This window comes from Thermofilum adornatum (genome assembly GCF_000446015.1).
Classification (GTDB): Archaea; Thermoproteota; Thermoprotei; order Thermofilales; family Thermofilaceae; genus Thermofilum; species Thermofilum adornatum.
The window spans coordinates 1,449,610-1,473,492 of the sequence record NC_022093.1 but is presented as its reverse complement, the minus strand read 5'-3'; the positions used below and the strand labels follow the sequence as shown (position 1 = coordinate 1,473,492).

Here is a 23,883-nt window from a genome sequence, read left to right as displayed (position 1 = left end):
CCCCTACGTAACAACATTAACATCTACACAGTCCACGGGGGTAAATTTAAAAAGCTTCTCTGCCTTGCTATCTGTTTGTGTGGAGCCTCGTTGTTGCAGGCATATCACTGGCCGTTATTGTATGGGGACTGCTGGCTAGGTCAAGGTTTCGGAGTTTGCCCTTCTGGGCAGTGATGGCGTTTGCCTCCTTCATTGTTGTTGCCGGCGGCCTCGTGCCAGTCGATGGTCTCGGGCAAGCTGTCGACATAGACGTCATTCTCTTCTTGATCGGCATGTTTAGCATTGTGAGCCTCGCAGAGTCTTCTGGACTCCTAGACGCAGTCGCATATTGGTTTCTAGCGAGGGTTGGGAGTGTATGGAGGTTATTTATAGTTCTCTCCATTGTATTTGGGCTACTTGCGGCCGTCACTGTTAACGACGCTGTCGCAGTCTTGGGCACAGTCATGGTTGGCAGTATTGCCCGTGTAGCGGGGCTCGGCCTGGAGCCCTTCCTGTTCATGCTCGCCTTCAGCGTGACGATCGGCTCTGTAGCTACGCCTATAGGCAACCCCCAGAATGTCTTAATTGCTGTTCAGAGCGGGATGAAGGCTCCTCTTTTAAGCTTTCTGAGGGTTCTGCTACTTCCGTCCCTGATTAACCTCCTCGTGGTCCCACTGGTTCTACTAAAGTGGTTCAAGATAAGCGACAAAAAGCTGGAGCTATTAGTTATTCCGGGCGAGGCGATAAGGAACAGGAGAGACGCTATGATTGCAGCAATAGGGCTGACCAGCGTCGTCGCGCTCCTATTGGCTAACGATGCCCTTTCAATAGCTGGCCTCCCACACGTAGAGAACATAGGCTTCATCCCATTCATTGTTGCCGCGGCAACTTACATCTTTGTGTCCGACCCCAGAGGTATACTCGAGAAGGTAAACTGGGGAACAATAGTCTTCTTCATCGCAATGTTCATAACGATGAAGGGCGTCTGGTCCAGTGGCCTTCTCCAGCCCCTAGTAGCCGTCCTAATGGACAAGAAGCTCTATGGCCTAGAAGGAATAGCCGCAATAAGCGTCGAGAGCCTGGCTCTAAGCCAGCTCCTTTCAAACGTCCCATTTACACAGTTCTTTATCCAGTACATGAAGACTATCGGCTATACCCCTAGCGACGTGTGGGCGTGGCTAGTGCTTGCCTGTAGCTCAACCATCGCTGGAAACCTCACACTCCTAGGCGCGGCTTCAAACATCATAATCATGGAGGTCGCAGAGGAAAGATACTCAAAGTCCCTTGGCTTCATAGAGTTTGCAAAGCTAGGAACAATTGTCACAGCCATAAACATGGCAATATATCTCCCATTCCTATACCTCGCAGTCTATCTTTGAGGATAAGTGAGGTCTATTCCCACCAAGCGCGAGCTAATCCTTTCCTTCAAGTCTTCGATTTTTGGACCTAAATTGTTATCAATAGCAGAGAGAAATATCCAAGTATGCACAGAATTCTAGTTGATTTTTCCTCTTACATTTTGTCCAAGCTAAAAGTAGAAGTACCTGACACCTACAGGGAAATCATTAGAAAAGTACGAGAGGAAGGTATAATAGATGAAAATCTCGAAAAAAGTTGCAGGAAATTGTTGGGCTAAGAAACATCATTGTTCACATGTACGCCGATATAGATGCAGAAATCATCTATGACAACTTGGAAGACATAATCCAGACACTAAGAGAGGCCGCCGCGAAACTTCTTGAGTCCAGCAAAGCGAAGAATATAGACCCATAACAATACACTAGCCCCTCTCTTCGCTAATTCTCGTATAATTTTATGTTCTTCAAGAAGCCTTTTTCTCTTCCTTGTAGAGGTTTGGCTATAAGCGAGAACAGGTCTTTAGGGTTACTTGTCTCAGGCAGAATCTTTATCGTTGTCCCGATATCGTCGCCTTTAGCCAGTGAATATACATAGGTTATGGCCGCGAGATCCTCTATAGCTATTCCCACAGAGTCAAATATTGTTACCTCCTGTGGGCTTGTCCTGCCGGGCTTGATTCCAGCTACTACTTCCCACAGCTCCGCGTAGACATGTTCTCTACCAACGTTTTGGGCCTCTCCCTCTACTAACGCCTGGTCTAGAAGCTCCACTACGAGTTTTGAGGAGCGTACAAGCTCTGGGTCAAGCTCTGTCTTTCCAGGGGCGTCTCCGCCTACAGCATTGATGTGGGTTCCAGGCTCGACCCAGGACTTCTCGATGACTCTGTTTCTCCCGGGCGAAGCTGTGGCTGTTACTATGATGTCTGAGTTCAAGGCTAATTCTCGTGGGCTGTCAACGCTTTCGACCGTGTAGCCTAGGTGGGACATGTTTCTCGTGAACTTTTCGGTGGCCTTCCTGTCGATGTCGAAGGCGAGTATCCTGTCGAGCTTGTTGGCGACACGTGTAATCGCGTAGGCCAGGAACTCTGACTGCGCCCCGTTGCCGATGACTCCCAGGGTCTCAGAGTCTTCCCTTGCAAGGTACTTGGTGGCGAGTGCCGAGGCTGCACCTGTACGGAGAGACGTTAGCAGGGTTGCATCCATAAACATCAGGGGGTAGCCGGTTTCAACGTCTACTAGCACTGCTACGGCTACGACTGTCTGGAGGCCCCTGGAGGGGTTTAGGGGGTGACCGTTTACTATTTTGACTGTGTACCATTTGTCGTCTGAGGCTGGCATTGCTTCTACGACGCCTTGCCTATAGTGGAAGCTTACCCTTGGGGTCACCTTTAGCTGTTTCCATTTCTTAAATGTGGTTTCTAGGCTTTCAATTAGACCATCCATGAACTTGTCTATTCCTACTTGGCGTACAAGCTCTGCAATGTCCCGAGCTGTGAGCACCCTTATCGACATAAGCATCCAAGGAATACTATTCTTTAAGAGAATTTCCGTCTATTCGAAGAAAACTTTACATTTCTTACAAATACTTTTGTATGAATCCAGAAATATTTACAGCTAGAATTTTTCACTTTTCCTTGAGTAGGCCGTCCTTTTCGGCGAGAAAGCGAGCCTTCTCAGAGTACTCCCTCTTGAGCTCCTCCCTTCTCTGCTCTTTGTTGAGAAGCGGGCTCCTGACCTTCTGTAAGTCCCTTATCTCCTTCTCGTATTCTGTGTGGACATGCCTGTAGTGGGCCACTATGACCCTTTCCTGTGCCCCTTTAAGCGAGAGCCTACCATTTATGAAGTGCTCCAGAAGCGAGCCGCTCTTCTCGAAAGGCTCGATTTTCTTCTGACACCTTGGACAATAAAAGCTTAGGAGGTTACTCATCATGGTGACAAGATAGCTCATAGGGGCCTCCCTGTACCGCTTGACGAAGTAAAACGTGACCAGGAGCCACACTAGGAAAGCAAGATTGTAGCCCAGCTGGTCGAGGCTTGCTGGAATCACGAAGAGCAAGACCAAGTAAAGAGCCAAGCCCGTAAAACTTGTAAGCAGAAGCCCGGAATCCTTTATCTCTTTTTTCTCTTTTATCTGCTGGTAGCTTGCCCCAGTGGATTTCTGGGGCGGTAGAACAACGGGCTGGCTCCTTTGCGGCACTAATATTAGTGTTGTTACTAGTTTTCTCCGAGCCCTAATCGATAAAAGCAAAAATGCAAGCGATATAATCACCATGTAAAAGTTAAACGGAGAAACATCGTAGAAGGTCTTCCCCGAAGCCCCCTTGACTATGGTGGGCTTAAGATCTGAGACCAGGAGTATCGCCGCCCAGCTCAACGTGAATGAGACCAGCGTCAACGCGACAGACATCATGTCGCATGCAAAAATATCGACTCCGCCCGGGCGCCTGCCACCTCCAACTGGCCACTCTCACACATATAAGTGTTCCATAGACTCATAAGGAAAATAGAGAAAGTAATAAGCACGAAGCCAAACATGAAGAGAAGCGCAAGCATGGAAGTATCCCAGCCAAGCAACTGCACAACCATTAAAGGCAAGGAGTACAGTGTGAGTCCTCCGCCCAGCATTGCTACGGCGAGGGAAACCTTCAGCCACGGGTCTTGCGGGCCCTTCTGGTATGAGCCGGAGGCCCTATATATAGAATAGAGTATGACGGCAACAGGAAGCAACCATGAAATATTTGAGCCGTCCAAGTAGACCCCCTATAACGATATATTGGTATATGAAAAACTATTTATTTTTTCCCTGTGACATACAAAAATATTTCGGTTGAGTTGTAGCCTATCTGATCGAACACAAAACTACAAATTTCTGCTATAAAATTTTGACTAGGAGCACGTGTTTCTTAGCGCGCGCTCTGAAAATGCTGAAAAAAGGGAACCCACTTATTATAGCCGCCTTGAGCGAGGGTATTGAGCTGTATATCACACCTGAATTCGAGCTCCTCAAGAACACTTACATGGACCTAGTTAAGAGGGCCTCAAGAGAACCAAAATCTCTGTCATCGTTCCAAGTGAAGAGTAACAATAAAAGGAAGCAACCCAGCCAGCAAGCTTAAAATTAACCATGTAAACCTTAACCAATCTTAGACGTGCATCTAGGATCCGTAAGGTAGGTGGGCCTTGTGCATGAGTGGGCGCTTGCAGAGGCAGTAGTTAAGACTGTTGAAGAGCTTGTAACTAGCAACAAAGACGTCAGGCACATAGAGGTTGTCCTCGGAGAGCTACAGGCCGTAGACGAGGGGGTCTTCGAGACGGCGCTACGAGAGCTTTTGGAAGAGCTCAGGACAGAGAAAGGCATCAACGTCCAAGATTTCAAGATTACACGTGAAGAGGCAGTCTTCAAGTGCATGGTGTGCGGCTACGAATGGAGCCTAAAAGACTGGAGCATTGGGGAAGAGTTCAGGGAGGCGATACACTTTGTCCCAGAAGTTGTTCACTCTTACTATTCCTGCCCGAAATGTGGTAGCCGGGACTTTGAGATAGTTAGAGGCAGAGGGGTAAAGGTAAGGGTGGACTAGATGGAGACGGATTTCCGAGTACCCCTCATAAGGGAGAGACTCCGAGGCTTCAAGCTAGTTGTCCCAGTTACTAGTCCCAAGGGGGGAGTAGGTAAAACTACAATTTCTGTGGGGCTGGCACTCGCTCTAGCTAGGAGCGGTGTCCAGGCAAGCCTCCTAGACACAGACTTCACGAACCCAACGACCCACATCTCTCTCGGCGTGGACGTTGAGGAATTGATGCCAGAAGAAGAAAAAGGAGTACTGCCAGTAAAAGTAGAGGAAAACCTAGAATTCATGAGCATAGCTTTTTACAGCAAGGACAGGGCTCTTCCCCTACGTGGAAGAGAAAGCGTTGACGCGTTCAGAGAGCTCCTAGCAGTAACAAGGTGGACCGGCAAGGTATTCGTTGTCGACACACCTCCAGGACTCTCTGACACACTCCTAGAGCTTCTCCGCCTGCACAGGAAGGTGAGGGTCCTAGTGGCCTCCACCTGTGACAAGATGAGCATAGTATCTACGAAGAGGATCCTCGAATTCCTAGACAGCGAGAAAGTTGAGTCATTGGGAGTAGTTGCAAACATGTGTAGCCAGCCAGAGAGAATCCGAGAAGCCCTAGGCATAGAGCCTATAGCTAGCATCCCATACCATGAAGAGATGCCCAGCATAGAGGGCGACCGCGACAGATTAGCCGAGAAGCTTCGACCATACCTAGAAAAAGTGGTAAAGCAGATAACGAGCCAACTGTAGACGCAAAAATTCTCTCTGGTGATTCTGCAATAGAAAAATATTTCTGAAGGTAGGACTACCACACATCGACAAACATGAGGATAGCGGTTCCAGTTGTTAAGTCCGGGGACAAAATCCTCCTAGTGCCACACTTCGGCAGGGCTCCCAGCTTTGCGATTATCGACCTAGACGGAAACAGCTACAGAATCGTCGAAATATTCCAGAACCCCTTCCTAACCCACTCACACGGCAGGGGAGTAGGAGTAGTCAACGAGCTAGTAAAGAAGGGGGTAAACACCCTCCTATCGCTCGGAGCAGGCTACGGGGCCTACTACAGGCTAAGAGAGCTCGGCATAAAAATCTACTACGTGACGCCCCCACAGGGCAAAAAGACAATGACCCTGCAAGAAGCAATGGAAATGTTCCTAGCCGGAAAAGCCGAAGAGGCAACTGGACCTAGAGAAGAAGATGAATCGCACTAGACTGCTGTTTTAATGTATTCTTTAAACGCTCAGCAAGTTTAAGAAGTTCTTCCAAAATGCTAGCCTATACTTCAAGCCATAATATGTAAATTCCTTTTTCCTAAAAACCTTGGCTAAGCCATTTGCAAACTGCACGTGGGCAAGAGCCACCAGAAAAGGTGTTTGCCTAGAAGGAGTTGACCCATGATACAAGTGATACGAGCCAAAAGTCCAATAAACCTCTTTAATCCCCATGAGGTAGGCAATTATCCCTAGGGGTGTCTCGTCATTTATAAAGTTTCTAAGCCAAGGATCAACTTCCCTGATTGCCCTTTCTATGCCCCTCAGGATCTCTTCGCTTGGATATTTTCTGAAAACCACTACTTGTTTAGGACCTATAAAGAATGGAGAACCTCCGCGGAATAAACTTGGTCCGGGACCTTCGTAAACCTTATAAAGCAGTAAGGGTCTAGTTTCTCCTCGTATAGTTATTTCTCCAATCTTCCTGCTACGCCTCAAATATGTGGCTCTTGTCTGGTCATTGCTCCATGCCTCTATGTTCATAAGTGTATACAAGGGGGCGTCCTTTAAAGCTGAATAGATTTCCTTGAATGAATCCTCTAACAAATTATCGCTGTCAACAACCACACATTCGTCGTCTGTAGCAGAAGCATGTCTAATAATTTCTAGCCATGTCTCCGTTCTATTCCTCCAGTTTCCCGTAGACAACAGGTAACTGTCTGGGAAAATTTTTCTCAAAAGCTCTTTCTGTTTCTCATGATAAACATTGTCAACAAACACCCAGCATTCCCTCGGCGAAATTATTTCACAATTCTTGGTAAAGTAGAGTAAAACCTCGTGTATCCGATAAAATGGGACATAAGTGACAAGTATCATGGAGATCCACCGTTAACACCAGGCTACTTCATTTAAATTTTATGAAGAGGATTATTGACATGCGGGGTTTTTCATGCCCTCACATATTTTGCAAAGCTAAACAGATATTTCGACGCCTAGAGACCTGTAAATTTCCAATACCCTTTTTGCTACCGTATTGGGCTCATGATGCTTCATTAAATAAGCATATTGCTTCCTCCATAAATCCTCATCTGCGTTCATGACTGCTTCAATAATCTCTTCTTCGTCCCGAACGTCTTTCAATGGGAAATCCCTATATTCCTCAAATTCAGAAGAAACATAGCATAAAACCGGTCTGCCAGCAGCGATAGCCTCCAAAGAAACCATCCCAAGAGAGCCAAGCTTAAACCTATCAATAACAACATCATGTTCCCAGAAATACTCAACCAGTTTCTCATGGGAAACCTTTGGAAGAACATTTAACTTTAAACCCAACTTTTGTGCAAGTAGAACAGTATTTTCAAAGTCCCTACCATATCTAATGATACTCACCTCGACTTTATCCTTTATTCTGCTTAAAGCTCTAATTGCTATATCAGTTCCCTTTACGCTCCAGTTGGAGTCAGAGGCTATAAGAACCTTTTTCTTCTCACGTCCAATGAGAGGTTTAGGGTAAAAAATTTTCGTATCTACAGGGTTAGGCAGATATTCAGCGTCTTCTCTAAACTTCCTAGCTATCCCAAGGATATCAGGAGTACTCACAAGCACCCTATCAGAAACTTTTAGGTTATACCTTACAATTCTGCCCCACACAGGATGAAACAAAGTTCTCCTTAAGTCACTTCCATGTGCATGCCCAACAAGCGGCTTCTTCCCAAGCTTGCCTGCTATATAACAGTCCTGCAGAAGATAATGAACATGATATAACTCGGCCTTCGTTCTCAGGATCTTTAAAGCTATACCAAATGTTTTACTCCATAGACCTCTACTCCTTTTTATATGTATAACAGGTAGCTCCCTCGGAAAGTACTTAACAAGCGTCTCACCAACATAGGCACAATCATTAAACATTGCAATCATAACGCTCCCACCTACATACCGACATCTGCCTGTTTAAAAGAGTTTAGCTGGAAAATATTCACAGTAGTTTTGCTGGAAACATTGCCCAAGGGGAACAATCCAACATCAAATTAAAACAAACTTCATACAACCAAGTTTATACTATTTTTTGGTGTCTTTGAAGAATAGAGATAATTCCTCATCTATCTTATGTGTAACCCTACGCCTTAGTCCAAGAAACTTTATCAAGTTCCAGGGCTCTATTTTCATAATAGGGGCCTTGTAGATGTCAAGCCTATAACCAACTAAAAAGGGCTTAAAACGTTTATAGTCTTTTATTGCATAAGCTATAACTTCATAGAATTTGTCCTTCGACCTAAAAGCTCTGGGAAAAGCGTCTCGGAACGCAAAAATTGGAATAACTGACTTGTATCGACTATTGGTGATCTCGTTCAACAACAAGGTGTTTCTCAGAGATAGGTATGCTCTTAGGGAGCTTGCCCTGCCGAAAGATAGGCTTGCTTTATGGATGCCCACTTTTACTGGGTAAACTCTGCATTTCCATCCATGATTCCACATTTGTAAACCAAGCACATTGTCATCAAAGTACCCAAAGCCAAAGTCAAAGAAAATCTTTTCCATACCATGCCATACATCGAGAAGAGAACTTACCCTATAAATAGAATAAGCTCCACTTGTATACGTTACAGCAAGCGGCCTATTAATCATTCCAGGAGATTTGTACCTGTAAAGTGGATGGGAAGCCAAAACCTCATCCATAATTACGCCGGCTGAATCTACCGTGTTGTCTGAGCTTAAAATTATTCCCTGAGCAGCTCCCACAGCTCTCTCGTTTTCGATAAACTCTACCAACTCCCGTAAACTATCCTTGTAAACTATCGCATCGTTATTTATCAGAACAACATATTTAGCTTCTTTATCCCGAGCCCTGAAGCCTACATTGTTCCCACCAGTAAACCCCAGGTTTCGCGCTAAACCTATGAATTTGAACCTATACTTCTCGGCAATCTCACGTACGTACTCACGGCTCGCATCGTTGGAACCATTATCAACCACTATAACCTCGTAGCTCGGATAATCTAGCTCTGTAAGTGCCAGAAGAGACTCCTTTGCAATCTCTAAAAACCTTCCAGAATTATAGTTCACCCATATTAAGGATACCCGCGGATACCCCATACATTCCCTGAATTACTGGAACGATCCTAAATATTTAAGCTTGGTTGATTTATTTTTATTAAAGATAGAAACAAAACATTGAGAAATTATCTCCAATAAAGCGAGGGCTTTGCAGTACCTTAAGGCTGGTAGACGTATACTGCAATGTCATGGAATGTTTTTATAAGCTTGTACTGTGGAGGTGGCGAGGACATATTATACCACGTTGTATTTGTCCACCATATGGTATAGACAGTGGTGTTTTGTTTTTCTGCCAAGGCTACTAGTAGTTGCGAGATGTTCTGCCTTATTGGAGAAGAAAGCTTCTGCTCGTTAATCCTGACGAGCCTCGTGTTTTTTGCATATATTTGGGCCCAGTTATGGAAGGCCTCGTGGAGCACGAGGGTCTTATTCCCGGGGAGAGAGTCTACCCATTTAATGGCCTCAATGGTTGGGGGTATGTCTCTCAGGGGGATACAAGACTGGAGCATGGATGTCTGCATGAACTGTTTATACATGTTCCAGTCTCCAAAATACTTGTTAAACTGTCCCTCGGGAGGCAGGACAAGGTAAGTAGCCGTAAACACGACATTCAGCACGAGGGTTGCAACTGCTAGCCTCCTAGCAGTCTCACGGCTCAAGGGAGCCTCACCCTTCACGAGCCTCTCGAAGCCCCCAGCCGCCAAAAATGCTACTGGGTAGACGAGGAGGATAGTCCACCTAAACCACAGAATGTCGAGGATTCCTATGCTAAGGAGGGGCAAGTAGGTCAACAGGAGGCAGACAATGGCAAAGTCCCTGAGCTGTGGCTTGCCCAACTCACCTATCCCGAAGACTATTAGGGGTGCGAGCGGAAGATAGAGGTACAAGACAAAGCCAGTTATGTATAGAAAGAGGTGAAGAGGGGTTGGCGAAGCTACCTGCAAAACTGGGACCTGCAGTGCGCCCGTGGAGGGGCTGTATATTTGGTACAGGAAAAGCAGGCCTGCCGGCACGGCTGTTAGGGCTTCCTCTATAATTTTGTATGGGTGCCTTTTTCCCAACGACTGTATAGCCTTGTGTGATAGAAGTATCACAGTTATGAATTCGTGGCTCCACGCCGTGAGGAACGACAAGACCGCCTGGCCAAGCCTGTTCGTCTTCGTCTGGGGCCTTGTCTCGAGGTAAAATATCAGGAAGAGGAAGATCGTTCCGAGCATCTGCCTATACATCTCCCAGGAAATCCTGAGCCCAACAAAATATGTGGTGGCAAGCAGGGAGGCGAGAAGAGATGTTCCCGGCTTATAGCCGGCGGCCCTACCATACAAATAAATAGTAAAACCCACGAGGCCAGTTAGCAATGGTCCCAATAACTTTGCAGGGAGAAGGGGGTCTTCCAGAGCCTTATATAGCAACGTGTAGATGATATAGAGCAAGCTTGTTGTCTTAAACACTTGTAGAACAGGCATCCTGACAAATGTTCCTCTAACCGCGTAGCCAGCATAGACAATGGTATCGAACCCAATTGGATAAGGCCAGGACAATACTTCTGGAATCGCTCTCACAAACATGGGAACGAAAAACGCGAGCACCCTTGCCTTATCTTCACCGAGACGCATAATTGTCACCACATGGCATTATGCCTCTATTTTTCCTATCTCGGGAACAACTATCTCTGGGTCGACCACGTCAACGTCTCCCCGCACAGTTATGCTCCAGCTACCTAGTTCTATTTTCCCGTCACTCGAGTAAGCCTTTACTGTTATGTTTCCTGGCGGAATGTTTTTGAGAACCGCTAGCCCGCTACTATTGGTTTTTGCATAGGACAAGAATTGGTCGTCAACAAAAGCCCTAAGAATGATGCCCTCAGCGGGTGTCCCCTTGGTAGTCTTGGCATCTATGAGAACCTTGTATAGTTTGAGCTTAAGTGTGAGCTCCGTGTCTGAGGAGATTGTTATAGTTGTTGGGTCGGCCACCTGTACTCTCCCTAGAAACGCATACAACATATAGGTGCCGTTGAGATGTCGAAATGTCAGTGTCCCGTCTCGGGCCGTGAGTCCCTTGAAGTCTCCTAGAACTATGGTTACGTTCGACGCGGGCTCTCCACAGGCATTGAGAGCTTTTATCTTCAATGTATATCCTGGAGGTTTCACGATAACAGTCAAAGTCCTGTTTACGGGCTTGGCAAGTGGGGAAGTGGCAAGGATGATTACTTGATAAGAGCCTGGCCTAATCATGTTGTAAACTGTAATTGTAAGATTTGTTTTTAGAGGGGTTTTCCCAGAAGAGTTTTGTAAGGATAATGTGAGACCTTCTATCCCAGACGAGACGTTTAGATGCACGGGTAGCGAGAGCGAATGGTTAACAAGGACAGGTAGAGTCACAGATTCGCCTGGAAAAGTCTCTAAGGTCTCCTGTACAACGAGTGAAGGCGGCTTAGCCTTTTGTAGTGCGTACCTGGCGGCGTTAATAATTAGGCTATTCGTTTTATCAGTCATAATGTAGATTATGTTACCGTTCTCGTCAACACCCTCATAGAAGCCATTTGGTGTCTTTGCTTTCATGACATAGTTTAAAAGTAGTGACGTATACTCATTTTCCCATATTGCATGCATGCCTATGGCCGCCTTGGTAAATACAACAGGAGTCAAGCTGGTGTGCCCCATAGAAGGACTCCATAAAGTAAAGGTTTTCCCAGTGTAAATGTCGACTATCCACTCGTATATGTAGTAGGGTGGTACTGCAAGGTTTCCTTCAGTAAACGCTGTCAGCTTCCCCGTTGCCTTGTACCTGTTAAATTGTGCCTGGAGTGTCAGGTTCGCCCAGTAAAAGAAATCCTCAGGCAAGCTTAGCTCAAAGATCGAGTAGAGTATTGGCTCCATCGTTATCTCTACAAAGGGAAGCTTTACCCCGTAAGCGTCAACCACCTGTTTAGACCTAAGTGTTGAAAGCACGTTCAGAGCATCGTTGACTTGCCTGGTTCTCGCACCCCACAAGTAGTAGCCGTAAGCATAGTAATAAGAGTAAAAACCGTTATTAGGAACCCCACCAGCAAACTTTAACATACCATTCCTCTCCACGACATAGTCGATATAGTTTGAAAACTCCGGTCTGTGTTGCTTCAGCCGGTAAAGAGCTATAAGAAGACGTCCCGCGTCGCTGGGGTTCGATGGGCTAGTTGTCCCTGGCTCACCCGTGTCTGCATCATAAACACCGTAGGGGACCCCGCTTGGGTGTAGGGGGCGAGTAGCAAGGAAATTCAGCACTTTCCTTATTCTAGCATCACTACCCATTGTTCCTTCTTTATCCACTAAGCCGAGAGCCTCGGCATCAACAATCGCAGAAATATAGCATCCAAGATCCCAGTCAGTCAAATAGTGCCACGATATAGAGGCATAATTTAAGCCTAGACTGCTAAGACCAACCCCGGGCTGAAAGTAGTTCCAAGCAGACCTAGCAAGCTCAAGCCAGTCCACCAGTGGCTCAGCCTTAACTTCCACGGCTACATGATGCGTCACAGTCGACGTCTGTGTGTAAACAACTAGCAACAAGACCAGCATTGCCGCAATCATCTTCTCAGTAGGGCCGCGTGCCATACACCAAGCCACATTTTCCAAAAACTATAACATTTATAACTTTACTTGGGAGTCCTCTCCCACTTGGCAGGCCTCCTGAACAATACCCCGAGAAAAGCCCAAAGAGCAACACTCATCATTGTCAACCAATACGCATACACAATGGGTATCCATGCGATGTTTGTCAAGCGGCGAGGCTTCTCGCCAAACGACAAGGCCGATCCCACTGTGAGAACAGTGAAGAAATTCAAAGAGGTAACAATATACGCTGATATATCACCGTTAAGTTTCGGGAGGCCGAGCGTCGTTATGAGAAGCCACCACATGATTGTTAAAAAGCTTAGAACGAGAAGAAGTGGTCCAGCCATAACTACTTCTGCGTCCAAGCGCCTCCTATCTGGCCCAATTATCCTCCAGTTCCTAAAAAACGACTCAAGGTAGCCCCTATACCACCTCCTACGCTGCACGACAAGCGCCCCAAGCGTTTTAGGCGTCTCCCACTTGCCCCTCACATCCTCGGCGTATACAACCCTGTAGCCCTTTTTCAATAGGCTCAGGGACAGGTCAAGGTCTTCCGCTAGGGTATTAGGAAAACCGCCAATCTCTTGAAGAGCCCTGCGCGAGACAAAATAACAGCTTCCGCTAAGCGGCGTAAAGAGGCCAAGCCGGGCCCTGCCGAGGAGAAGAACCCTGTTCCAGAGCTTCTCTTCCTTTGAAGCTATCCTCGTCCAGATAGACTCTTTCTCATTCAAGGGGTCGATGACCCCCTGTACTGCCCCTACTGTTGGGTCAGAGAAGTACTTTACAGCGTTCCTAAAGGCGTCTGGTTCAAGCACGTTGTCTGCGTCCAGCACAGCCACCAGCTCTCCTGAAACATGCCTTAATCCACGGTTGAGCGCTGAGGGCTTCCCGTTTGGCGTATCCTCCCTTATGTATTTGACGTCCAAAGGGAAGCCTTGAATGCTGGCTTTTATTTTTTCAGAGACGTCATCGCTGGAGCCATCTACGACGACAACCTCGATCTTGTCGCGTGGATAATCTTGAACAGCCACGGACCTTAGAGAACGCTCAGCAATACTCACATCGTTCTTGACGGGTATAATCACGCTGACCCTAGGCAAATAATTGTCTCCGGGCGGGTCGTCTTTGTCCCTCCTAGAAAACACCGCGGCAAGGACAATAGGAGTATGGTAAACAGTCCATAGAAGTATAAGGAAGAGTGTAAAGGTGCTCAGAGAAGACAATAGCACATACAGTAACCTGGCAATCCCTAGCAGGCAAGCGGTGTCGAGCATAGTGTTACCACCAGAGAAAAAACATTGAACATGTCTGACGTGTCACTGCATCCCTGCATCCCTACACGCCTCGCCCTAAATTACGCGAATAAACCTACGTAAACAAATATTTACTTTTCGCAAAATATTTTCCCTTACATACACCCAGCACTGTTACTTTTAAGACTAAGAGATTCATTGCCTGAGCTTCTTCTTTAAGCGAATGTAATAGGTTTCCTTAAGAGATTCTTCCTCGTCGAGAACCCTTATATAGTTTTCAGAGACCCACCTCTTAAACCTTTCATTGTCAGAAACATATATAGGAACATAGTCCCTAATAACCTTGTAGAGCAACTCGTTAGGGGCAACCTGCAGGTCAACAATGTCAACCCTGTCGGCTGGAACTCCTAGCAAGTCAGCCATCTCTAGGGCCATTTCTTCCAGCTCTCTCAGTTCCAGCGGTTTTTCCGCTAGGACAGCAATATCATAGTCGCTGTCAGGCCTATAGTCGCCCCGAGCCCTACTGCCAAAAAGCAGAACAGCAATTATCCCCGGATACTGCTTAAAAACTGCTATCATATCACTCGACGCATTCTCATGAGGCGGATCAACCCCAAGCCTCTCAGCTAGCTTGATTATTGTCTCCAGCAGCGCTGGAGCTGTCCCAAAGACCCGGTTTCCAATCTCTACGAGTTCCTCCCTGGGAACCCTCCGATAGGCATGCGCAAGCAGATTCCCAGTCCTTGCCATCCTCGCCACCTCACAAGCAAACCATTCAGATACTAAGCCCTTTTCAGCCAAAGGCTTCGCCAGCTCCGCGTAGGAACCCGGCTTCCTCAGCCCAGCCTCAGAAATCAGAGAAGCTAAAGCGTCAAGAACATTCTGATGCAGAGAATAAAGATACCATCTTAAAGCGGCCACCTCCAGATCACTGGAAACTCCAGAACCAACTAGCTCTTTCACCTTGTTAAGGCTCTCCCAGGCCTGCGACACCAAGCTCCTAATCTCCACACATAGCTCTTTGCGAATACAAGAAATAAAATTTGCCCAAAGCAACATATCCTCAATTTGTCAACATAAGAAAACAATACCCAACTCCAATCTCATCCAGCAAACAAGGCTGTTTAAGCTAGACAAAACAGCGTTAGAAGAGCCTATCCGCACTCCCTTAGCCTGTCCGACACAGCACTTGGCAGTTTCTCTGGTAGAGACCCCACAATGATGAGAAAGGTCCACTCCTTAAGCCTGAACCTGTATTCCTCTGGAACCTTGCCCTCCACAGCCTTATCCATGTAGCCGTGGAAAGCCTTATCGCTTGGGAGCTTTATCATACCCTTAAGTAATGCGTTAAATATAGTCAAGTAAAAGCCAAGCCAGAAACTCTCACTAAGAGTAAGCTCTGGAAGGCAATAAACCACAAAGACTTGCCACTTCCTCGAGTATACAAGTGGCGTGTGAACCCCCAAGGCAAAAGTCATCAAAGGTTTGTCCCTAACAACTGGCTCGGTCCAGAGGACAAGCCCTTTCCAATGGTAACGGGAACACAGAAAGCCGTCAAGCAAGGTGACAGGCTCATAGTCGAAGGGCTTGTATAGGTCAAGTCTCCAGTAAAAATAGTGTATCTCCCTATCGCCCGTTTTCTCGATGAAAACCTTCTCGGGCTCCTTATCTATTAGGACTATTTCCCTGCCTAAACGAGTAGACCGGCTTCCCATCGATATACCCTACAACCACCAGATCCTTGGGACGTATAATTTCTACCCCCCTCTCAGCAAGCGCGCCTAGATCCCGCAAAGCATTTGCGACACTCAGAGCCTCGGCCAGAACACTCCCAGCGTCGTCGCCAGCCGAAAACCTATAGACAGCCTCCTTGACGTATTCCCTGATCAAAAGCAAGCCGTCACTCTCCAAGCTTCCTTTAGCAGGGCCGCCAGACCCCAAAGCCTGCTGAGACCCCGTTTCAAGCATTCTCTCCAACCTACCCACGAGACCCAGGATTTCCAAGAGCTTGTCAGCATTAAGGCTACCCATACTGCTACACGTGTCCTCCAGCAACTTTATGAGCTCTTCGAGGCCCTCCCTCCAACTACCCAAGCCCGAAGACAACTTCTCCCCACTTTCTGAACGACTACGCGATATTTTTTCTAATTTTTTTCTCAGCGGCTTCTAACCTCACCGTGTCTGTTTCAAGAAGCTTTAAAAGCAGGGATGCCGAGTTTTTGGTTCTCTGCATCACTATCACAGCTTAATTTATTTTTCTATTTGGTTTAACATAAACGAGTAAATATATTTAAATATTTACTCAACGTTCTTTCAATCCTATTCTGGCAAAAATTGTTTTATTTTAATAAAGAATTTGTAAACCAATTTTTATGTTATCGTTCAAATATCACTCTTTTTACCTTAATTCTTTCTCTTATACTAAGAATAGATACACCGGCCTCTACGTACCCTTCAATTTCGAAAAAGACTGAATTTCACGACGGAACTATCAACGGGAAACTTACACCAAAAATTCCCCACATATTACTATGAACCTTTTCCTGCCATGACAGATTTTTCAAGCGATTTCTTCACCTTCTCTATCAGTGGCTCCGCAAGCGCCTCTACAATGTTCTCGGAGGCGTTCCAAATCTCTATACCCACAATGTTCCCCTCCTCATCGAGATCCACAAAGATATCATCGTTCAATGGCTGTGTCTCGCGTGCCTTCTTGCCCGGGGCGACATCGATATAAAGTATATCGTGTCTTTTGTCGTACCTCACCCTCATTGAATCTTTACCCAGAATCCTTTGCTAAGCTTGCTCCTAATAAGTTTAACTAACTTGGATGATTTAAATGCTGTAACCACTCTGAATTTTTCATTTGTCACCTCATAAACAACAATAAGTGCTAGGTCGTCTTTCTTAATAGCCACCATGCAACCTGAACGCCTATCCCAGAAGAGTTCATCTGGAGCTAGAATAGCATTAAGTATTGACTCTGCATCAAGCTCCCTTTTAACGATAGCTTCCCTTGCGTGTTTAGTGAAGACAAGCTTTTTCTTAATCATGCCAATATGATCCCCTAGGTATTTTCTCTAATTCAAATTTTCTCAAGTATGTCCCTAAGGTTGTTTTCGGGTCTTTCCCCATAGTATCCTCTTTTCCTCCTTAAGAACTCTTTCCCTAAGAAGTGGGTGCAGGGAACCATACGTAACAATGTCCACTCTCCTGCCGAGAACATCCTCTAGCTCAACCTTTAAGCCAGCCAAGTCCAGCAAGCTCCTACCCTCCTCAAATTCAACAATAATATCCAAGTCGCTATCCTCCCTAGCCTCCCCACGAGCAAAAGACCCAAAAACAGCCGCTCTCCTCACACCATAGCGCCGCAATACTGGGACAATAATCTTCTTTATGTCCTCCATGTTTCCAAAGAAGTTACATTTGGAGATCCATATATGTTTTCTGCTAAACCGAGCAACCCGCATCCCACCACTCGCCAAAACTTTATCTGAGAACCCTAAAAATCTCATCCTCCCGACTAGCTCATCTCCAGACTCTATAGCCTTCCTTTCATCTTCGAGAGGCTCCTCCTTTCGAACAAGGCTACCAAGAAAGTTCAAAGCATGTGTGTTGCACTCGACTCAAATGTCTACGGAGGCACGAGAACACGTCAAAGAACTTACAAAAGCTTCCTCAACTTTTCCACAAACTCCTTGAGACTCTCTACTCCCTCCTCAACAATTTCCCCGGGAAGCCAATTCTCGTAAAAATTCTGGTGAAGAGACACAGCAGAGAGCCAGAGCCTCGATATCTCCCTATCATCCATCTCACTGCTAAGCTTCGAGACATACCGATGCAACTCCCCATGACTCCTAAGCTCTCTCCCTTCCTTAGCGGCTAGCGCCTTAACAATCTGAGCTGCTGCACCCCAAGCCCTCTCAGATGCCTGCATATAGTCACCCCTAGCCAGGAATTCCTCTGCCTCCCTCAAATATTTCTCAGAGAGCTTCAAATGCAACTCACAACTTGTATCGGGATCAAGACTCTCCCCAAGAGCCTCTGACAAGAGCTTCACAACAAGCTCATCCTCTGACACACCCCTCTTCTCAGACTCCTTCCTTATCCTTTCTTCAAGCCTCCTAGGCAAATCAATGAAAAAAACCCATAGTATATGTTCCTGCTGAGCCCAATATAAGTGTTAAGCATCAAGTTAGCGCGAGCGCGCGCTAATAATTCAAAAGCTGTCTCAGCTTCTCGATAAACCTTTTTACGTCCCTAATGTTCCCTTCAACCATTTCTTGTGGAAGCCAGTTCTCGTAGAAGTTCTGGTGAAGCATCCCGGCGGACTGCCAAAGCCTTCTCAGCTCCTCGTCTCCCGTCTCCTTGACGATCCTCGCAACCTCCCGTTGCAGTTCACCGTGGCTCCTGATCGTTCTCCCCTCCCTTGCCGCCACGGCTTTAACCATTTGGGCCGCGGCTCCCCATGCCTTTTCGGACGCCTGTAAATAGTCTCCTTTCCTCAGAAGCTCCTCCGCCTCCATGAGCTCCTTTTCTGACAACCTCAAATGCATCTCGACTTCTGATGCTGGGTCGATATGCTCACCAAACCTCTCCGACAAAACCTCAACTAAAAGCTCCTCCTCTGACGCTCCCACCCTCTCGGACTCCCTTTTTCAGCCTTTCAGCAATACGTTTAGGCAAAAACAGCTCCAACGAAACTACATTTTCCACAGTTATAGAAATATCACTCTAACTTATAAAGCTTCAAACAAATAAATCCCTAGGTACCACGACTACCTCCTGACGAAAAACTTAACCTAGGAAAAACCCAAAAAAAGGGACCACTAGAATCAACTTTGTAAAGAGAAGGGAAACCCGAAGGAGTCCTACTTTTCGTCCCCAACTGAGCCACTTAATTCTGATCTAAAAACAGCGCTTGAACCCATTCCAGTAACTCGCATATCCAACTTAGGGTTAAAGCTATAAGTCAGCCCCAGCAACGAGTTGATGTAATATGGAAAAGGCAATAATCAAGGTACATAAAAGGGGTATCATTGTTATACCGAAGAGAATAAGAGAAATGCTTAGCATCGATGAAGGAACCCTCCTAGAACTAAGGGTCGAAAACGGCAAAATCCTGCTGGAGCCATTTGACCTCTGGGGAAGAGTATGGAAGTGCTGTCAGGGCAGTGCCGAAGAAGCAGAGGAAGAACTGGATAGAGAAGAGGAAAAGTTTTGGGCCAAGAGAGAGTAAAGTCATTCTCAATGAATACATAGCAATCAAAAAAACGCTTCGGGACTGGGTAAAGTCTATCTTAAAGTCATGTGGGAAGGACTGCTCGAAGAATATCTTCCAGCGGGAATAAACAGCGCTAGAATCTTACCAGCTTCTTGAGCTCCCAAACTAACTGCTTCACGTCCTCCGCGTACTCTCTTACAACGTCCCCACTCAGCCAATTCTCATAGAAATTCTGGTGCAACGTGCTAGCCACAGAGAAGAGCCTCCTGAGCTCGGGGCTCCCCAGCTCTTCGCCCAGCCTCCTAACATAGCTAAATAGCTCGCCATGAGAAGAGACCGAGACACTCCTACTAGCCGCAAGAGCCTTAACCATAAGCGCCGCCGAGCCCCAAAGCTTCTCAGAAGCCTGAACACAGTCCCCCTTAGCTAACAGCTCCTCTCCGTCCTTGAGATACTTCTCAGAGAGCCTTAAATATAGTTCTGCCCTCTCGGCAGGATCCATCCCTTCATTCATTCCCTTGAATGCATCCAAGGCGAGCCCCTCAATACTGATCTCCATCTTCACAGACACTTCCCCAAGCTTTTTCTTAATCTCCCTGGACAAAACAAGCTCCAGCTCCAATACCACCACCCTTTCGTTATAAAGCTTGTCGACCTAGTATTATCCAAGAGTTTCACAGTACTTACATGCTAGTGTGTCAAACACGTACAAAACCGCGCGCTATAATGAGAACCGTTCTGTGAACTATGGTTTGTTTTTTGTTGTTTCTTGGAGCAACCACTTCCATAGAGGAACTATTGTTACCCTGCGGTTCCCAACCTTTTCTTCTCCCTCTGCATCCCATGTAATTATCGTGGCCTCGTTGACCCCCAGCTCCCTCGCGGCTTCAGCAACCTTTCCGACATGTTTCTCCCAGTCCTCTAGAGCAACCTCGACAATCATTTTTTCCTTTTTCGTTACGAAGTCAACCTCCTTGCCGCTCCTCGTTACATAGTAGTACGGCTCGTATCCCCTCCTCACGAGCTCCAGGAAGACAAGGTTCTCAGCCCTCCTACCCTTGTCCATTGGCTTCTCTAGGAGCGTGGCTATGCCCGGATCCACGAGGTATATCTTTTTAGGCGCCGCCAAGGCCTCCCTATCAGAATACGTGAACCTCTTGACGAGAAAAACCAGGTAGGCCTGCCTCATGTACTCCACATAGCTCATAACAGTCTTCACATCAATATTGACCCCGGAAGACTTCAAAGCCCTGCGAATCGAGTGCCACGTCACAGGACACGAATAGCTAGAGATAACGAGACGTGCAACCTCCAAGAAAACAGCGGTATCCCTTACCCTATGCCTCTCCATCACATCCCTATAGAACATCGTCTCCAGCAGGGAGACAAGCTTCTCCCTACTCCTATAAATCCAAACCTCAGGAAAGCCTCCCCACGTCATGTAATCGTTGAGCAGTGCCCTAATAGCACCCCTCTCCCTAAAAGTTACAACGTCAACTTTCTCCTGTCGAGAAACCTCCCGAAACGAAAAAGGGAGAAGAAGAACAGAAACATAACGCCCCCTAAGCCTGCTCGGAATCTCAGAAGACTGAAGAACAGACGAAGACCCAGTAACATACAAAAAGAAATCCTTCACGTCATGTAGCCAGCGAAGCTTGCTGTCCCAGCCCTCCCACTCCTGAACCTCGTCAAGAAACAAGTAGACCTCGCCACTAGGATACTCCTCTCTAGCCATCTCGGCAAGCTTCCTAGCATCAATCCCTCGAAACTGAAACTCGTCAAACGAAACGTAGAGGGCCTGCTTCCCAGAGTCCAGCAAGTCCTTAGCATGCCTCAACATCAAAAACGTCTTTCCAGCCCTCCTCGGCCCAACAAGCGCAACAATATCCCTACCAACGGGAAGCTCCACGTCCCTCGGAACCTCCTTCACATACCTAAGCGCCCCCAGGTACTCCTCAGTTATCTCTCTAAGGAAACCCATGTGGAATATAAATCCACAAGCCCTTATAAAACTTGTGGAATCACAGTCAACAGCCCTAAGATAAAGATTAACAAAAACAGGCTTAAATCACATAACGCCGTCACAGCTACATAGACCCGAACCCAAATACACTGTCTTATTGTCCAAGCAGGCCACGCTCTCTCTCATCCCTCGTCTCCCTAACAAACAGGCTCACTGGACCCTTAGGCTCCACAGGATCAAAGCCTAGCTCGTAGCTATCTGAGCCGGCCAGCGCGCCAAGAGCCTCGTCAACATAGTCCCCGAGCTCCTCCCGTATCAGCTCCTCCAAAAGCCTACTAGCCCCCGCATCTCTCTCCTCAGCGTACTTCTTAAACCTCTCCCAAAGCTCCACATCAACATACACACTAATCTTCCTCCGCACACGCATAATTACTTGGAGAAAGCAAATAAATATCTCGGTAAACTCTTTTAAAATCCGAAACTCGCACCATGTGAGCCTATGTGTTCATCATGCAACACTACTACAGACAACCCTCAGATTATAAAGGCTAATTTCTCTTTACTAACAAACTCCACAAGGACTTGGCCTAAAGGGTACTTCTTCCTAATCCTCTTCATCAGAGAGCCAATATCCTTCTCATGGTCTACAACCCTTTGCTGGTATATGGCAACAAATTCTCCATCAAACCTTTCGGCAAGCTCTTCATAGTGCTCCATAAACCATGACCAGTTCTTATCATACTCATCAAACAATACCAGTATTTCAGACAAATTTTACTCCCCTTATTTAAAAACTTCTCAGCCTTTTAAAAAGTCTTACTAGCCGTACCTAGTGTCTTACTTACAGGCGGCGCGCGACGCTAACACATGCATGCATTCATTGATTTCAACAAGCAGAGCAATATTCCTATTGCCAAAATATAACTCAAAGGTTTTTATTAGAGGAAACATCAAAATTTGTAGAGCGTAAAAATGGCTGTCAATGGTAGAACGATTAAAGAACAAGAGAGTTTTACTCATCCTAGAGAAGCTGGAGATAACGCTAAGAAAAACATGGCGAGCAAGGAGAACAATACAACATCTCCGAAAACTGGAACCAGAAAATATCTAGAGCTCTTCGAAAAGTATCTCGTCGAAGCCGAGGAACTCTACAAGAAGGGCTACCTCCCACAGTCAGGAGAAAAATACTGGGGAGCCACAGCAGCCCTCCTCAACGCCATCGCCGAGAAGAGAAAATGGCCGCATTACAGCCACAGGGACTACGCAGACATTGTGGAGAAGCTCTCCGAACAGCTAAAAGAGCCCCTCGGGCCACTCTTCGCAAACACAGAACGCCTACACGCAAACTACTACCGCAACTTCCTATCCCCACTCAACTTCGAAGCACACAGACAGCAAACCCTCAAACTCATAGGAAAACTGAGAACACTACTCACACAGGAACAAGAAGCCCCACAATAACAATAGCGGGTCCCCAGCTATCCAGCCCTATGGGCAAGTATATCTTTCCTTTTCTAAGCTTCCCCGTAACCGGATCCACTTCGAAACTCAGGATCTCGAGGACCGTCAAACCTATCAACACAACATCTAGCACGTCATAAACAAGCACATGGGTATGAAACTGCCTACCTATAACCTCCACAACCCCCACATATTCATCAAGCTCCGCAGAACACCCGCGGTCAAAAAACAGCCTCTTCCCAATCACGGGAAGCACAAGTTCCTCCGACAACGCGACAAGGCCGGCTCCCTAAGCGCTCTAGTGAAGAACCCAGAAACGCCGATGACCAAGATCCGTACCAAGATGACAAAAAGTTAAAAAAGTAGCACTAAGAGCTATTCCCGCGGATGAGACCCAAGACCCACGTGAAGGTCACACGTAAGGGCCAAGTCACCATCCCCCTGCCAATCCGCAAAGCCCTAGGAATAAAAGAGGGCGACATCCTGGCAGTCTGGGAAGAAGACGACAAAGTAATTCTTGAGAAAATCGATCTCCCAGAACCCGGCCAGCCGGTCGGCCGAGAAGCCTACGAGGAGCTCACAAGGGAGCTGGATAAGGTACGGGAAGCTTGGCGCTAAGCACGTGCCGTTTGTAATCTATGAATTGACAACACTCATCGAGTTGGAACAAAAAACCTAATCCCTTAAAAGCCTCAGGAACTCCTCCTTTGTTAGGCCAGCTTGATATATGATAGCGAGAAGGGTGCCCCTCTTTAAGGCATCATGCCTAGGAACAGTGAGTTTATGCTTACCATCTGTTAAGTATAAGTGACTGCCCTTCTGATAGACTATTCGAAAACCAACCTTCTTTAATGCCTTAACAACCTCTCGCCAAGACAGTATTGGGAGTTTACTAGACAACTATCTCGACCAGCTCCTTCTCTTCTTTTAGTTTCTCTGCCTCCTCCGGGAAAGCCTCAAGATAGCCCCTGATAGCTTCCTTTATGTTTTCAAGTGCCTCCTCCCTAGTCTCACCCTCACTAATACATCCAGGCAACTCCAAACACTGAGCAGAATACCCGCCCTCCTCCTCCCTCCTCAAAATAATAGTAAACCTCAACTTTCTAGCCATACTAAAAATCATGAATGCAAATTGATTTAATAATTTTGTGATGAAGCTAATCAATAAAAGAGACACTGACGCTCCCCAGGTAGAAATTTTTCGGTCCCCAAATACTTCTCAGAGAGCTT

Annotated in this window: 33 protein-coding genes; 9 read left to right on the top strand and 24 right to left on the bottom strand. The window is 46.6% G+C overall.

Features of this window, described 5'->3' with window-relative positions; genetic code table 11:
- The first annotated feature begins 77 nt into the window (after window positions 1-77).
- Window positions 78-1,358: an SLC13 family permease gene (locus N186_RS07985; protein WP_020963296.1), complete on the top strand. Its 1,281-nt coding sequence runs from the start codon at window positions 78-80 to the stop codon at window positions 1,356-1,358.
- A 235-nt stretch (window positions 1,359-1,593) separates the two neighbouring features.
- Window positions 1,594-1,752 carry a HepT-like ribonuclease domain-containing protein gene (locus N186_RS09565; protein WP_148682163.1) on the top strand — a complete coding sequence of 53 codons (159 nt, stop codon included), beginning with the start codon at window positions 1,594-1,596 and terminating at the stop codon, window positions 1,750-1,752.
- A 23-nt stretch (window positions 1,753-1,775) separates the two neighbouring features.
- Here N186_RS09565 and N186_RS07980 read toward each other — a convergent pair whose 3' ends face one another.
- From N186_RS07980 to N186_RS07970, 3 genes are all read right to left on the bottom strand, one after another.
- Window positions 1,776-2,849, bottom strand: a complete 1,074-nt coding sequence (locus N186_RS07980; protein WP_052885572.1) for an ornithine cyclodeaminase — start codon at window positions 2,847-2,849, stop codon at window positions 1,776-1,778.
- Between the two features lie 112 nt (window positions 2,850-2,961).
- Entirely contained in the window at window positions 2,962-3,747 is a 786-nt protein-coding gene (locus N186_RS07975; RefSeq protein ID WP_148682162.1) for a hypothetical protein, read from the bottom strand.
- Window positions 3,744-4,088 (bottom strand): hypothetical protein, encoded by a 345-nt coding sequence (locus N186_RS07970; RefSeq protein ID WP_020963291.1) that lies wholly within the window; start codon window positions 4,086-4,088, stop codon window positions 3,744-3,746. The genes N186_RS07975 and N186_RS07970 overlap by 4 nt, the downstream gene beginning before the upstream one ends.
- Before the next feature lie 170 nt (window positions 4,089-4,258).
- On the opposite strand from N186_RS07970, the gene N186_RS07965 reads away from it, so the two are divergent.
- The 4 genes from N186_RS07965 to N186_RS07950 all read left to right on the top strand — a co-directional run bounded on the left by N186_RS07965 (window position 4,259) and on the right by N186_RS07950 (window position 6,105).
- Window positions 4,259-4,453, top strand: a complete 195-nt coding sequence (locus N186_RS07965) for a hypothetical protein (protein WP_020963290.1) — start codon at window positions 4,259-4,261, stop codon at window positions 4,451-4,453.
- 66 nt (window positions 4,454-4,519) lie between these two features.
- Window positions 4,520-4,915 (top strand): hydrogenase nickel incorporation protein HypA, encoded by a 396-nt coding sequence (hypA, locus tag N186_RS07960; protein ID WP_052885703.1) that lies wholly within the window; start codon window positions 4,520-4,522, stop codon window positions 4,913-4,915.
- Window positions 4,916-5,644 (top strand): P-loop NTPase, encoded by a 729-nt coding sequence (locus tag N186_RS07955; RefSeq protein ID WP_020963288.1) that lies wholly within the window; start codon window positions 4,916-4,918, stop codon window positions 5,642-5,644. It abuts the gene before it with no gap.
- Window positions 5,645-5,718: 74 nt separating this feature from the next.
- Window positions 5,719-6,105 carry a NifB/NifX family molybdenum-iron cluster-binding protein gene (locus tag N186_RS07950; protein WP_020963287.1) on the top strand — a complete coding sequence of 129 codons (387 nt, stop codon included), beginning with the start codon at window positions 5,719-5,721 and terminating at the stop codon, window positions 6,103-6,105.
- Between the two features lie 21 nt (window positions 6,106-6,126).
- Here the strand turns inward: N186_RS07950 and N186_RS07945 are convergent, their stop codons facing one another.
- The 14 genes from N186_RS07945 to N186_RS07880 form a co-directional block, all read right to left on the bottom strand.
- Window positions 6,127-6,981: a hypothetical protein gene (locus N186_RS07945; RefSeq protein ID WP_020963286.1), complete on the bottom strand. Its 855-nt coding sequence runs from the start codon at window positions 6,979-6,981 to the stop codon at window positions 6,127-6,129.
- A 96-nt stretch (window positions 6,982-7,077) separates the two neighbouring features.
- The gene (locus N186_RS07940; RefSeq protein WP_020963285.1) at window positions 7,078-8,022 is read right to left on the bottom strand and encodes a glycosyltransferase; all 945 of its coding nucleotides are present in this window, start codon (window positions 8,020-8,022) and stop codon (window positions 7,078-7,080) included.
- 141 nt (window positions 8,023-8,163) lie between these two features.
- A complete protein-coding gene (locus N186_RS07935) occupies window positions 8,164-9,198 on the bottom strand; it encodes a glycosyltransferase family 2 protein (RefSeq protein WP_020963284.1) in 1,035 nt (344 codons plus the stop codon).
- A 119-nt stretch (window positions 9,199-9,317) separates the two neighbouring features.
- Complete coding sequence (locus N186_RS07930; protein WP_148682161.1) at window positions 9,318-10,775, bottom strand: hypothetical protein; 1,458 nt, start codon at window positions 10,773-10,775, stop codon at window positions 9,318-9,320.
- 18 nt (window positions 10,776-10,793) lie between these two features.
- Window positions 10,794-12,752 carry a DUF3131 domain-containing protein gene (locus tag N186_RS07925; RefSeq protein ID WP_020963282.1) on the bottom strand — a complete coding sequence of 653 codons (1,959 nt, stop codon included), beginning with the start codon at window positions 12,750-12,752 and terminating at the stop codon, window positions 10,794-10,796.
- Between the two features lie 41 nt (window positions 12,753-12,793).
- Window positions 12,794-14,026: a glycosyltransferase family 2 protein gene (locus tag N186_RS07920; protein WP_020963281.1), complete on the bottom strand. Its 1,233-nt coding sequence runs from the start codon at window positions 14,024-14,026 to the stop codon at window positions 12,794-12,796.
- A 174-nt stretch (window positions 14,027-14,200) separates the two neighbouring features.
- Window positions 14,201-15,016 (bottom strand): type VII toxin-antitoxin system MntA family adenylyltransferase antitoxin, encoded by an 816-nt coding sequence (mntA, locus tag N186_RS07915; RefSeq protein WP_020963280.1) that lies wholly within the window; start codon window positions 15,014-15,016, stop codon window positions 14,201-14,203.
- 143 nt (window positions 15,017-15,159) lie between these two features.
- Entirely contained in the window at window positions 15,160-15,720 is a 561-nt protein-coding gene (locus N186_RS07910) for a hypothetical protein (RefSeq protein WP_020963279.1), read from the bottom strand.
- Complete coding sequence (locus tag N186_RS07905) at window positions 15,671-16,099, bottom strand: hypothetical protein (protein ID WP_052885569.1); 429 nt, start codon at window positions 16,097-16,099, stop codon at window positions 15,671-15,673. The genes N186_RS07910 and N186_RS07905 overlap by 50 nt, the downstream gene beginning before the upstream one ends.
- Before the next feature lie 435 nt (window positions 16,100-16,534).
- Window positions 16,535-16,777 (bottom strand): DUF2283 domain-containing protein, encoded by a 243-nt coding sequence (locus N186_RS07900; protein WP_020963276.1) that lies wholly within the window; start codon window positions 16,775-16,777, stop codon window positions 16,535-16,537.
- Window positions 16,774-17,058 carry a DUF4258 domain-containing protein gene (locus N186_RS07895; RefSeq protein WP_020963275.1) on the bottom strand — a complete coding sequence of 95 codons (285 nt, stop codon included), beginning with the start codon at window positions 17,056-17,058 and terminating at the stop codon, window positions 16,774-16,776. The genes N186_RS07900 and N186_RS07895 overlap by 4 nt, the downstream gene beginning before the upstream one ends.
- A 54-nt stretch (window positions 17,059-17,112) precedes the next feature.
- The gene (locus N186_RS09835; RefSeq protein WP_020963274.1) at window positions 17,113-17,610 is read right to left on the bottom strand and encodes a nucleotidyltransferase family protein; all 498 of its coding nucleotides are present in this window, start codon (window positions 17,608-17,610) and stop codon (window positions 17,113-17,115) included.
- 59 nt (window positions 17,611-17,669) lie between these two features.
- Entirely contained in the window at window positions 17,670-18,137 is a 468-nt protein-coding gene (locus N186_RS07885; RefSeq protein WP_020963273.1) for a PaREP1 family protein, read from the bottom strand.
- 79 nt (window positions 18,138-18,216) lie between these two features.
- Window positions 18,217-18,645, bottom strand: a complete 429-nt coding sequence (locus tag N186_RS07880) for a PaREP1 family protein (protein WP_020963272.1) — start codon at window positions 18,643-18,645, stop codon at window positions 18,217-18,219.
- Window positions 18,646-19,004: 359 nt separating this feature from the next.
- Here N186_RS07880 and N186_RS07875 point away from each other — a divergent pair, with 359 nt between their 5' ends.
- Window positions 19,005-19,244 (top strand): AbrB/MazE/SpoVT family DNA-binding domain-containing protein, encoded by a 240-nt coding sequence (locus N186_RS07875; protein ID WP_020963271.1) that lies wholly within the window; start codon window positions 19,005-19,007, stop codon window positions 19,242-19,244.
- 118 nt (window positions 19,245-19,362) lie between these two features.
- Here N186_RS07875 and N186_RS07870 read toward each other — a convergent pair whose 3' ends face one another.
- From N186_RS07870 to N186_RS07855, 4 genes are all read right to left on the bottom strand, one after another.
- Window positions 19,363-19,851, bottom strand: coding sequence for a PaREP1 family protein (locus tag N186_RS07870; RefSeq protein WP_148682159.1), 489 nt, complete (start codon window positions 19,849-19,851; stop codon window positions 19,363-19,365).
- Window positions 19,852-19,974: 123 nt separating this feature from the next.
- Window positions 19,975-21,210, bottom strand: coding sequence for an ATP-binding protein (locus N186_RS07865; RefSeq protein WP_020963269.1), 1,236 nt, complete (start codon window positions 21,208-21,210; stop codon window positions 19,975-19,977).
- A 136-nt stretch (window positions 21,211-21,346) separates the two neighbouring features.
- Entirely contained in the window at window positions 21,347-21,619 is a 273-nt protein-coding gene (locus tag N186_RS07860) for a hypothetical protein (RefSeq protein WP_148682158.1), read from the bottom strand.
- A gap of 107 nt (window positions 21,620-21,726) precedes the next feature.
- Window positions 21,727-21,963: a DUF5678 domain-containing protein gene (locus N186_RS07855; protein WP_020963267.1), complete on the bottom strand. Its 237-nt coding sequence runs from the start codon at window positions 21,961-21,963 to the stop codon at window positions 21,727-21,729.
- A gap of 201 nt (window positions 21,964-22,164) precedes the next feature.
- Here N186_RS07855 and N186_RS07850 point away from each other — a divergent pair, with 201 nt between their 5' ends.
- A complete protein-coding gene (locus N186_RS07850) occupies window positions 22,165-22,653 on the top strand; it encodes a PaREP1 family protein (RefSeq protein WP_020963266.1) in 489 nt (162 codons plus the stop codon).
- On the opposite strand, the gene N186_RS07845 is transcribed toward N186_RS07850, so the two are convergent.
- Window positions 22,625-22,924: a hypothetical protein gene (locus tag N186_RS07845; RefSeq protein ID WP_020963265.1), complete on the bottom strand. Its 300-nt coding sequence runs from the start codon at window positions 22,922-22,924 to the stop codon at window positions 22,625-22,627. The two genes, N186_RS07850 and N186_RS07845, sit on opposite strands and share 29 nt — an antisense overlap.
- A 116-nt stretch (window positions 22,925-23,040) precedes the next feature.
- Between N186_RS07845 and N186_RS07840 the strand changes: the two genes are divergently transcribed.
- A complete protein-coding gene (locus N186_RS07840) occupies window positions 23,041-23,271 on the top strand; it encodes an AbrB/MazE/SpoVT family DNA-binding domain-containing protein (RefSeq protein ID WP_052886702.1) in 231 nt (76 codons plus the stop codon).
- A gap of 57 nt (window positions 23,272-23,328) precedes the next feature.
- Here N186_RS07840 and N186_RS09560 read toward each other — a convergent pair whose 3' ends face one another.
- Together N186_RS09560 and N186_RS07835 are read right to left on the bottom strand one after the other, a co-directional pair.
- Window positions 23,329-23,553, bottom strand: coding sequence for a type II toxin-antitoxin system HicA family toxin (locus N186_RS09560; RefSeq protein ID WP_148682157.1), 225 nt, complete (start codon window positions 23,551-23,553; stop codon window positions 23,329-23,331).
- Entirely contained in the window at window positions 23,546-23,764 is a 219-nt protein-coding gene (locus N186_RS07835) for a type II toxin-antitoxin system HicB family antitoxin (protein WP_020963263.1), read from the bottom strand. The genes N186_RS09560 and N186_RS07835 overlap by 8 nt, the downstream gene beginning before the upstream one ends.
- Window positions 23,765-23,883 lie beyond the last annotated feature (119 nt).

Excerpts from the sequence above, each read along its gene's own strand:
- N186_RS07965 (WP_020963290.1), top strand. The coding sequence starts at position 4,259 with ATGCTGAAAAAAGGGAACCCACTTATTATAGCCGCCTTGAGCGAGGGT.
- N186_RS07945 (WP_020963286.1), bottom strand. The coding sequence starts at position 6,981 with ATGATACTTGTCACTTATGTCCCATTTTATCGGATACACGAGGTTTTA.
- N186_RS07925 (WP_020963282.1), bottom strand. The coding sequence starts at position 12,752 with ATGGCACGCGGCCCTACTGAGAAGATGATTGCGGCAATGCTGGTCTTG.
- N186_RS07955 (WP_020963288.1), top strand. The coding sequence starts at position 4,916 with ATGGAGACGGATTTCCGAGTACCCCTCATAAGGGAGAGACTCCGAGGC.
- N186_RS07975 (WP_148682162.1), bottom strand. The coding sequence starts at position 3,747 with ATGATGTCTGTCGCGTTGACGCTGGTCTCATTCACGTTGAGCTGGGCG.
- N186_RS07980 (WP_052885572.1), bottom strand. The coding sequence starts at position 2,849 with ATGTCGATAAGGGTGCTCACAGCTCGGGACATTGCAGAGCTTGTACGC.
- N186_RS07940 (WP_020963285.1), bottom strand. The coding sequence starts at position 8,022 with ATGATTGCAATGTTTAATGATTGTGCCTATGTTGGTGAGACGCTTGTT.
- N186_RS07895 (WP_020963275.1), bottom strand. The coding sequence starts at position 17,058 with ATGATTAAGAAAAAGCTTGTCTTCACTAAACACGCAAGGGAAGCTATC.
- N186_RS07865 (WP_020963269.1), bottom strand. The coding sequence starts at position 21,210 with ATGGGTTTCCTTAGAGAGATAACTGAGGAGTACCTGGGGGCGCTTAGG.
- N186_RS07900 (WP_020963276.1), bottom strand. The coding sequence starts at position 16,777 with ATGAGGGTGAGGTACGACAAAAGACACGATATACTTTATATCGATGTC.
- N186_RS07835 (WP_020963263.1), bottom strand. The coding sequence starts at position 23,764 with ATGGCTAGAAAGTTGAGGTTTACTATTATTTTGAGGAGGGAGGAGGAG.
- N186_RS07910 (WP_020963279.1), bottom strand. The coding sequence starts at position 15,720 with ATGGGAAGCCGGTCTACTCGTTTAGGCAGGGAAATAGTCCTAATAGAT.
- N186_RS07850 (WP_020963266.1), top strand. The coding sequence starts at position 22,165 with ATGGCTGTCAATGGTAGAACGATTAAAGAACAAGAGAGTTTTACTCAT.
- N186_RS07875 (WP_020963271.1), top strand. The coding sequence starts at position 19,005 with ATGGAAAAGGCAATAATCAAGGTACATAAAAGGGGTATCATTGTTATA.
- N186_RS07840 (WP_052886702.1), top strand. The coding sequence starts at position 23,041 with ATGAGACCCAAGACCCACGTGAAGGTCACACGTAAGGGCCAAGTCACC.
- N186_RS07860 (WP_148682158.1), bottom strand. The coding sequence starts at position 21,619 with ATGCGTGTGCGGAGGAAGATTAGTGTGTATGTTGATGTGGAGCTTTGG.
- N186_RS07920 (WP_020963281.1), bottom strand. The coding sequence starts at position 14,026 with ATGCTCGACACCGCTTGCCTGCTAGGGATTGCCAGGTTACTGTATGTG.
- N186_RS07950 (WP_020963287.1), top strand. The coding sequence starts at position 5,719 with ATGAGGATAGCGGTTCCAGTTGTTAAGTCCGGGGACAAAATCCTCCTA.
- N186_RS07935 (WP_020963284.1), bottom strand. The coding sequence starts at position 9,198 with ATGGGGTATCCGCGGGTATCCTTAATATGGGTGAACTATAATTCTGGA.
- N186_RS07930 (WP_148682161.1), bottom strand. The coding sequence starts at position 10,775 with ATGCGTCTCGGTGAAGATAAGGCAAGGGTGCTCGCGTTTTTCGTTCCC.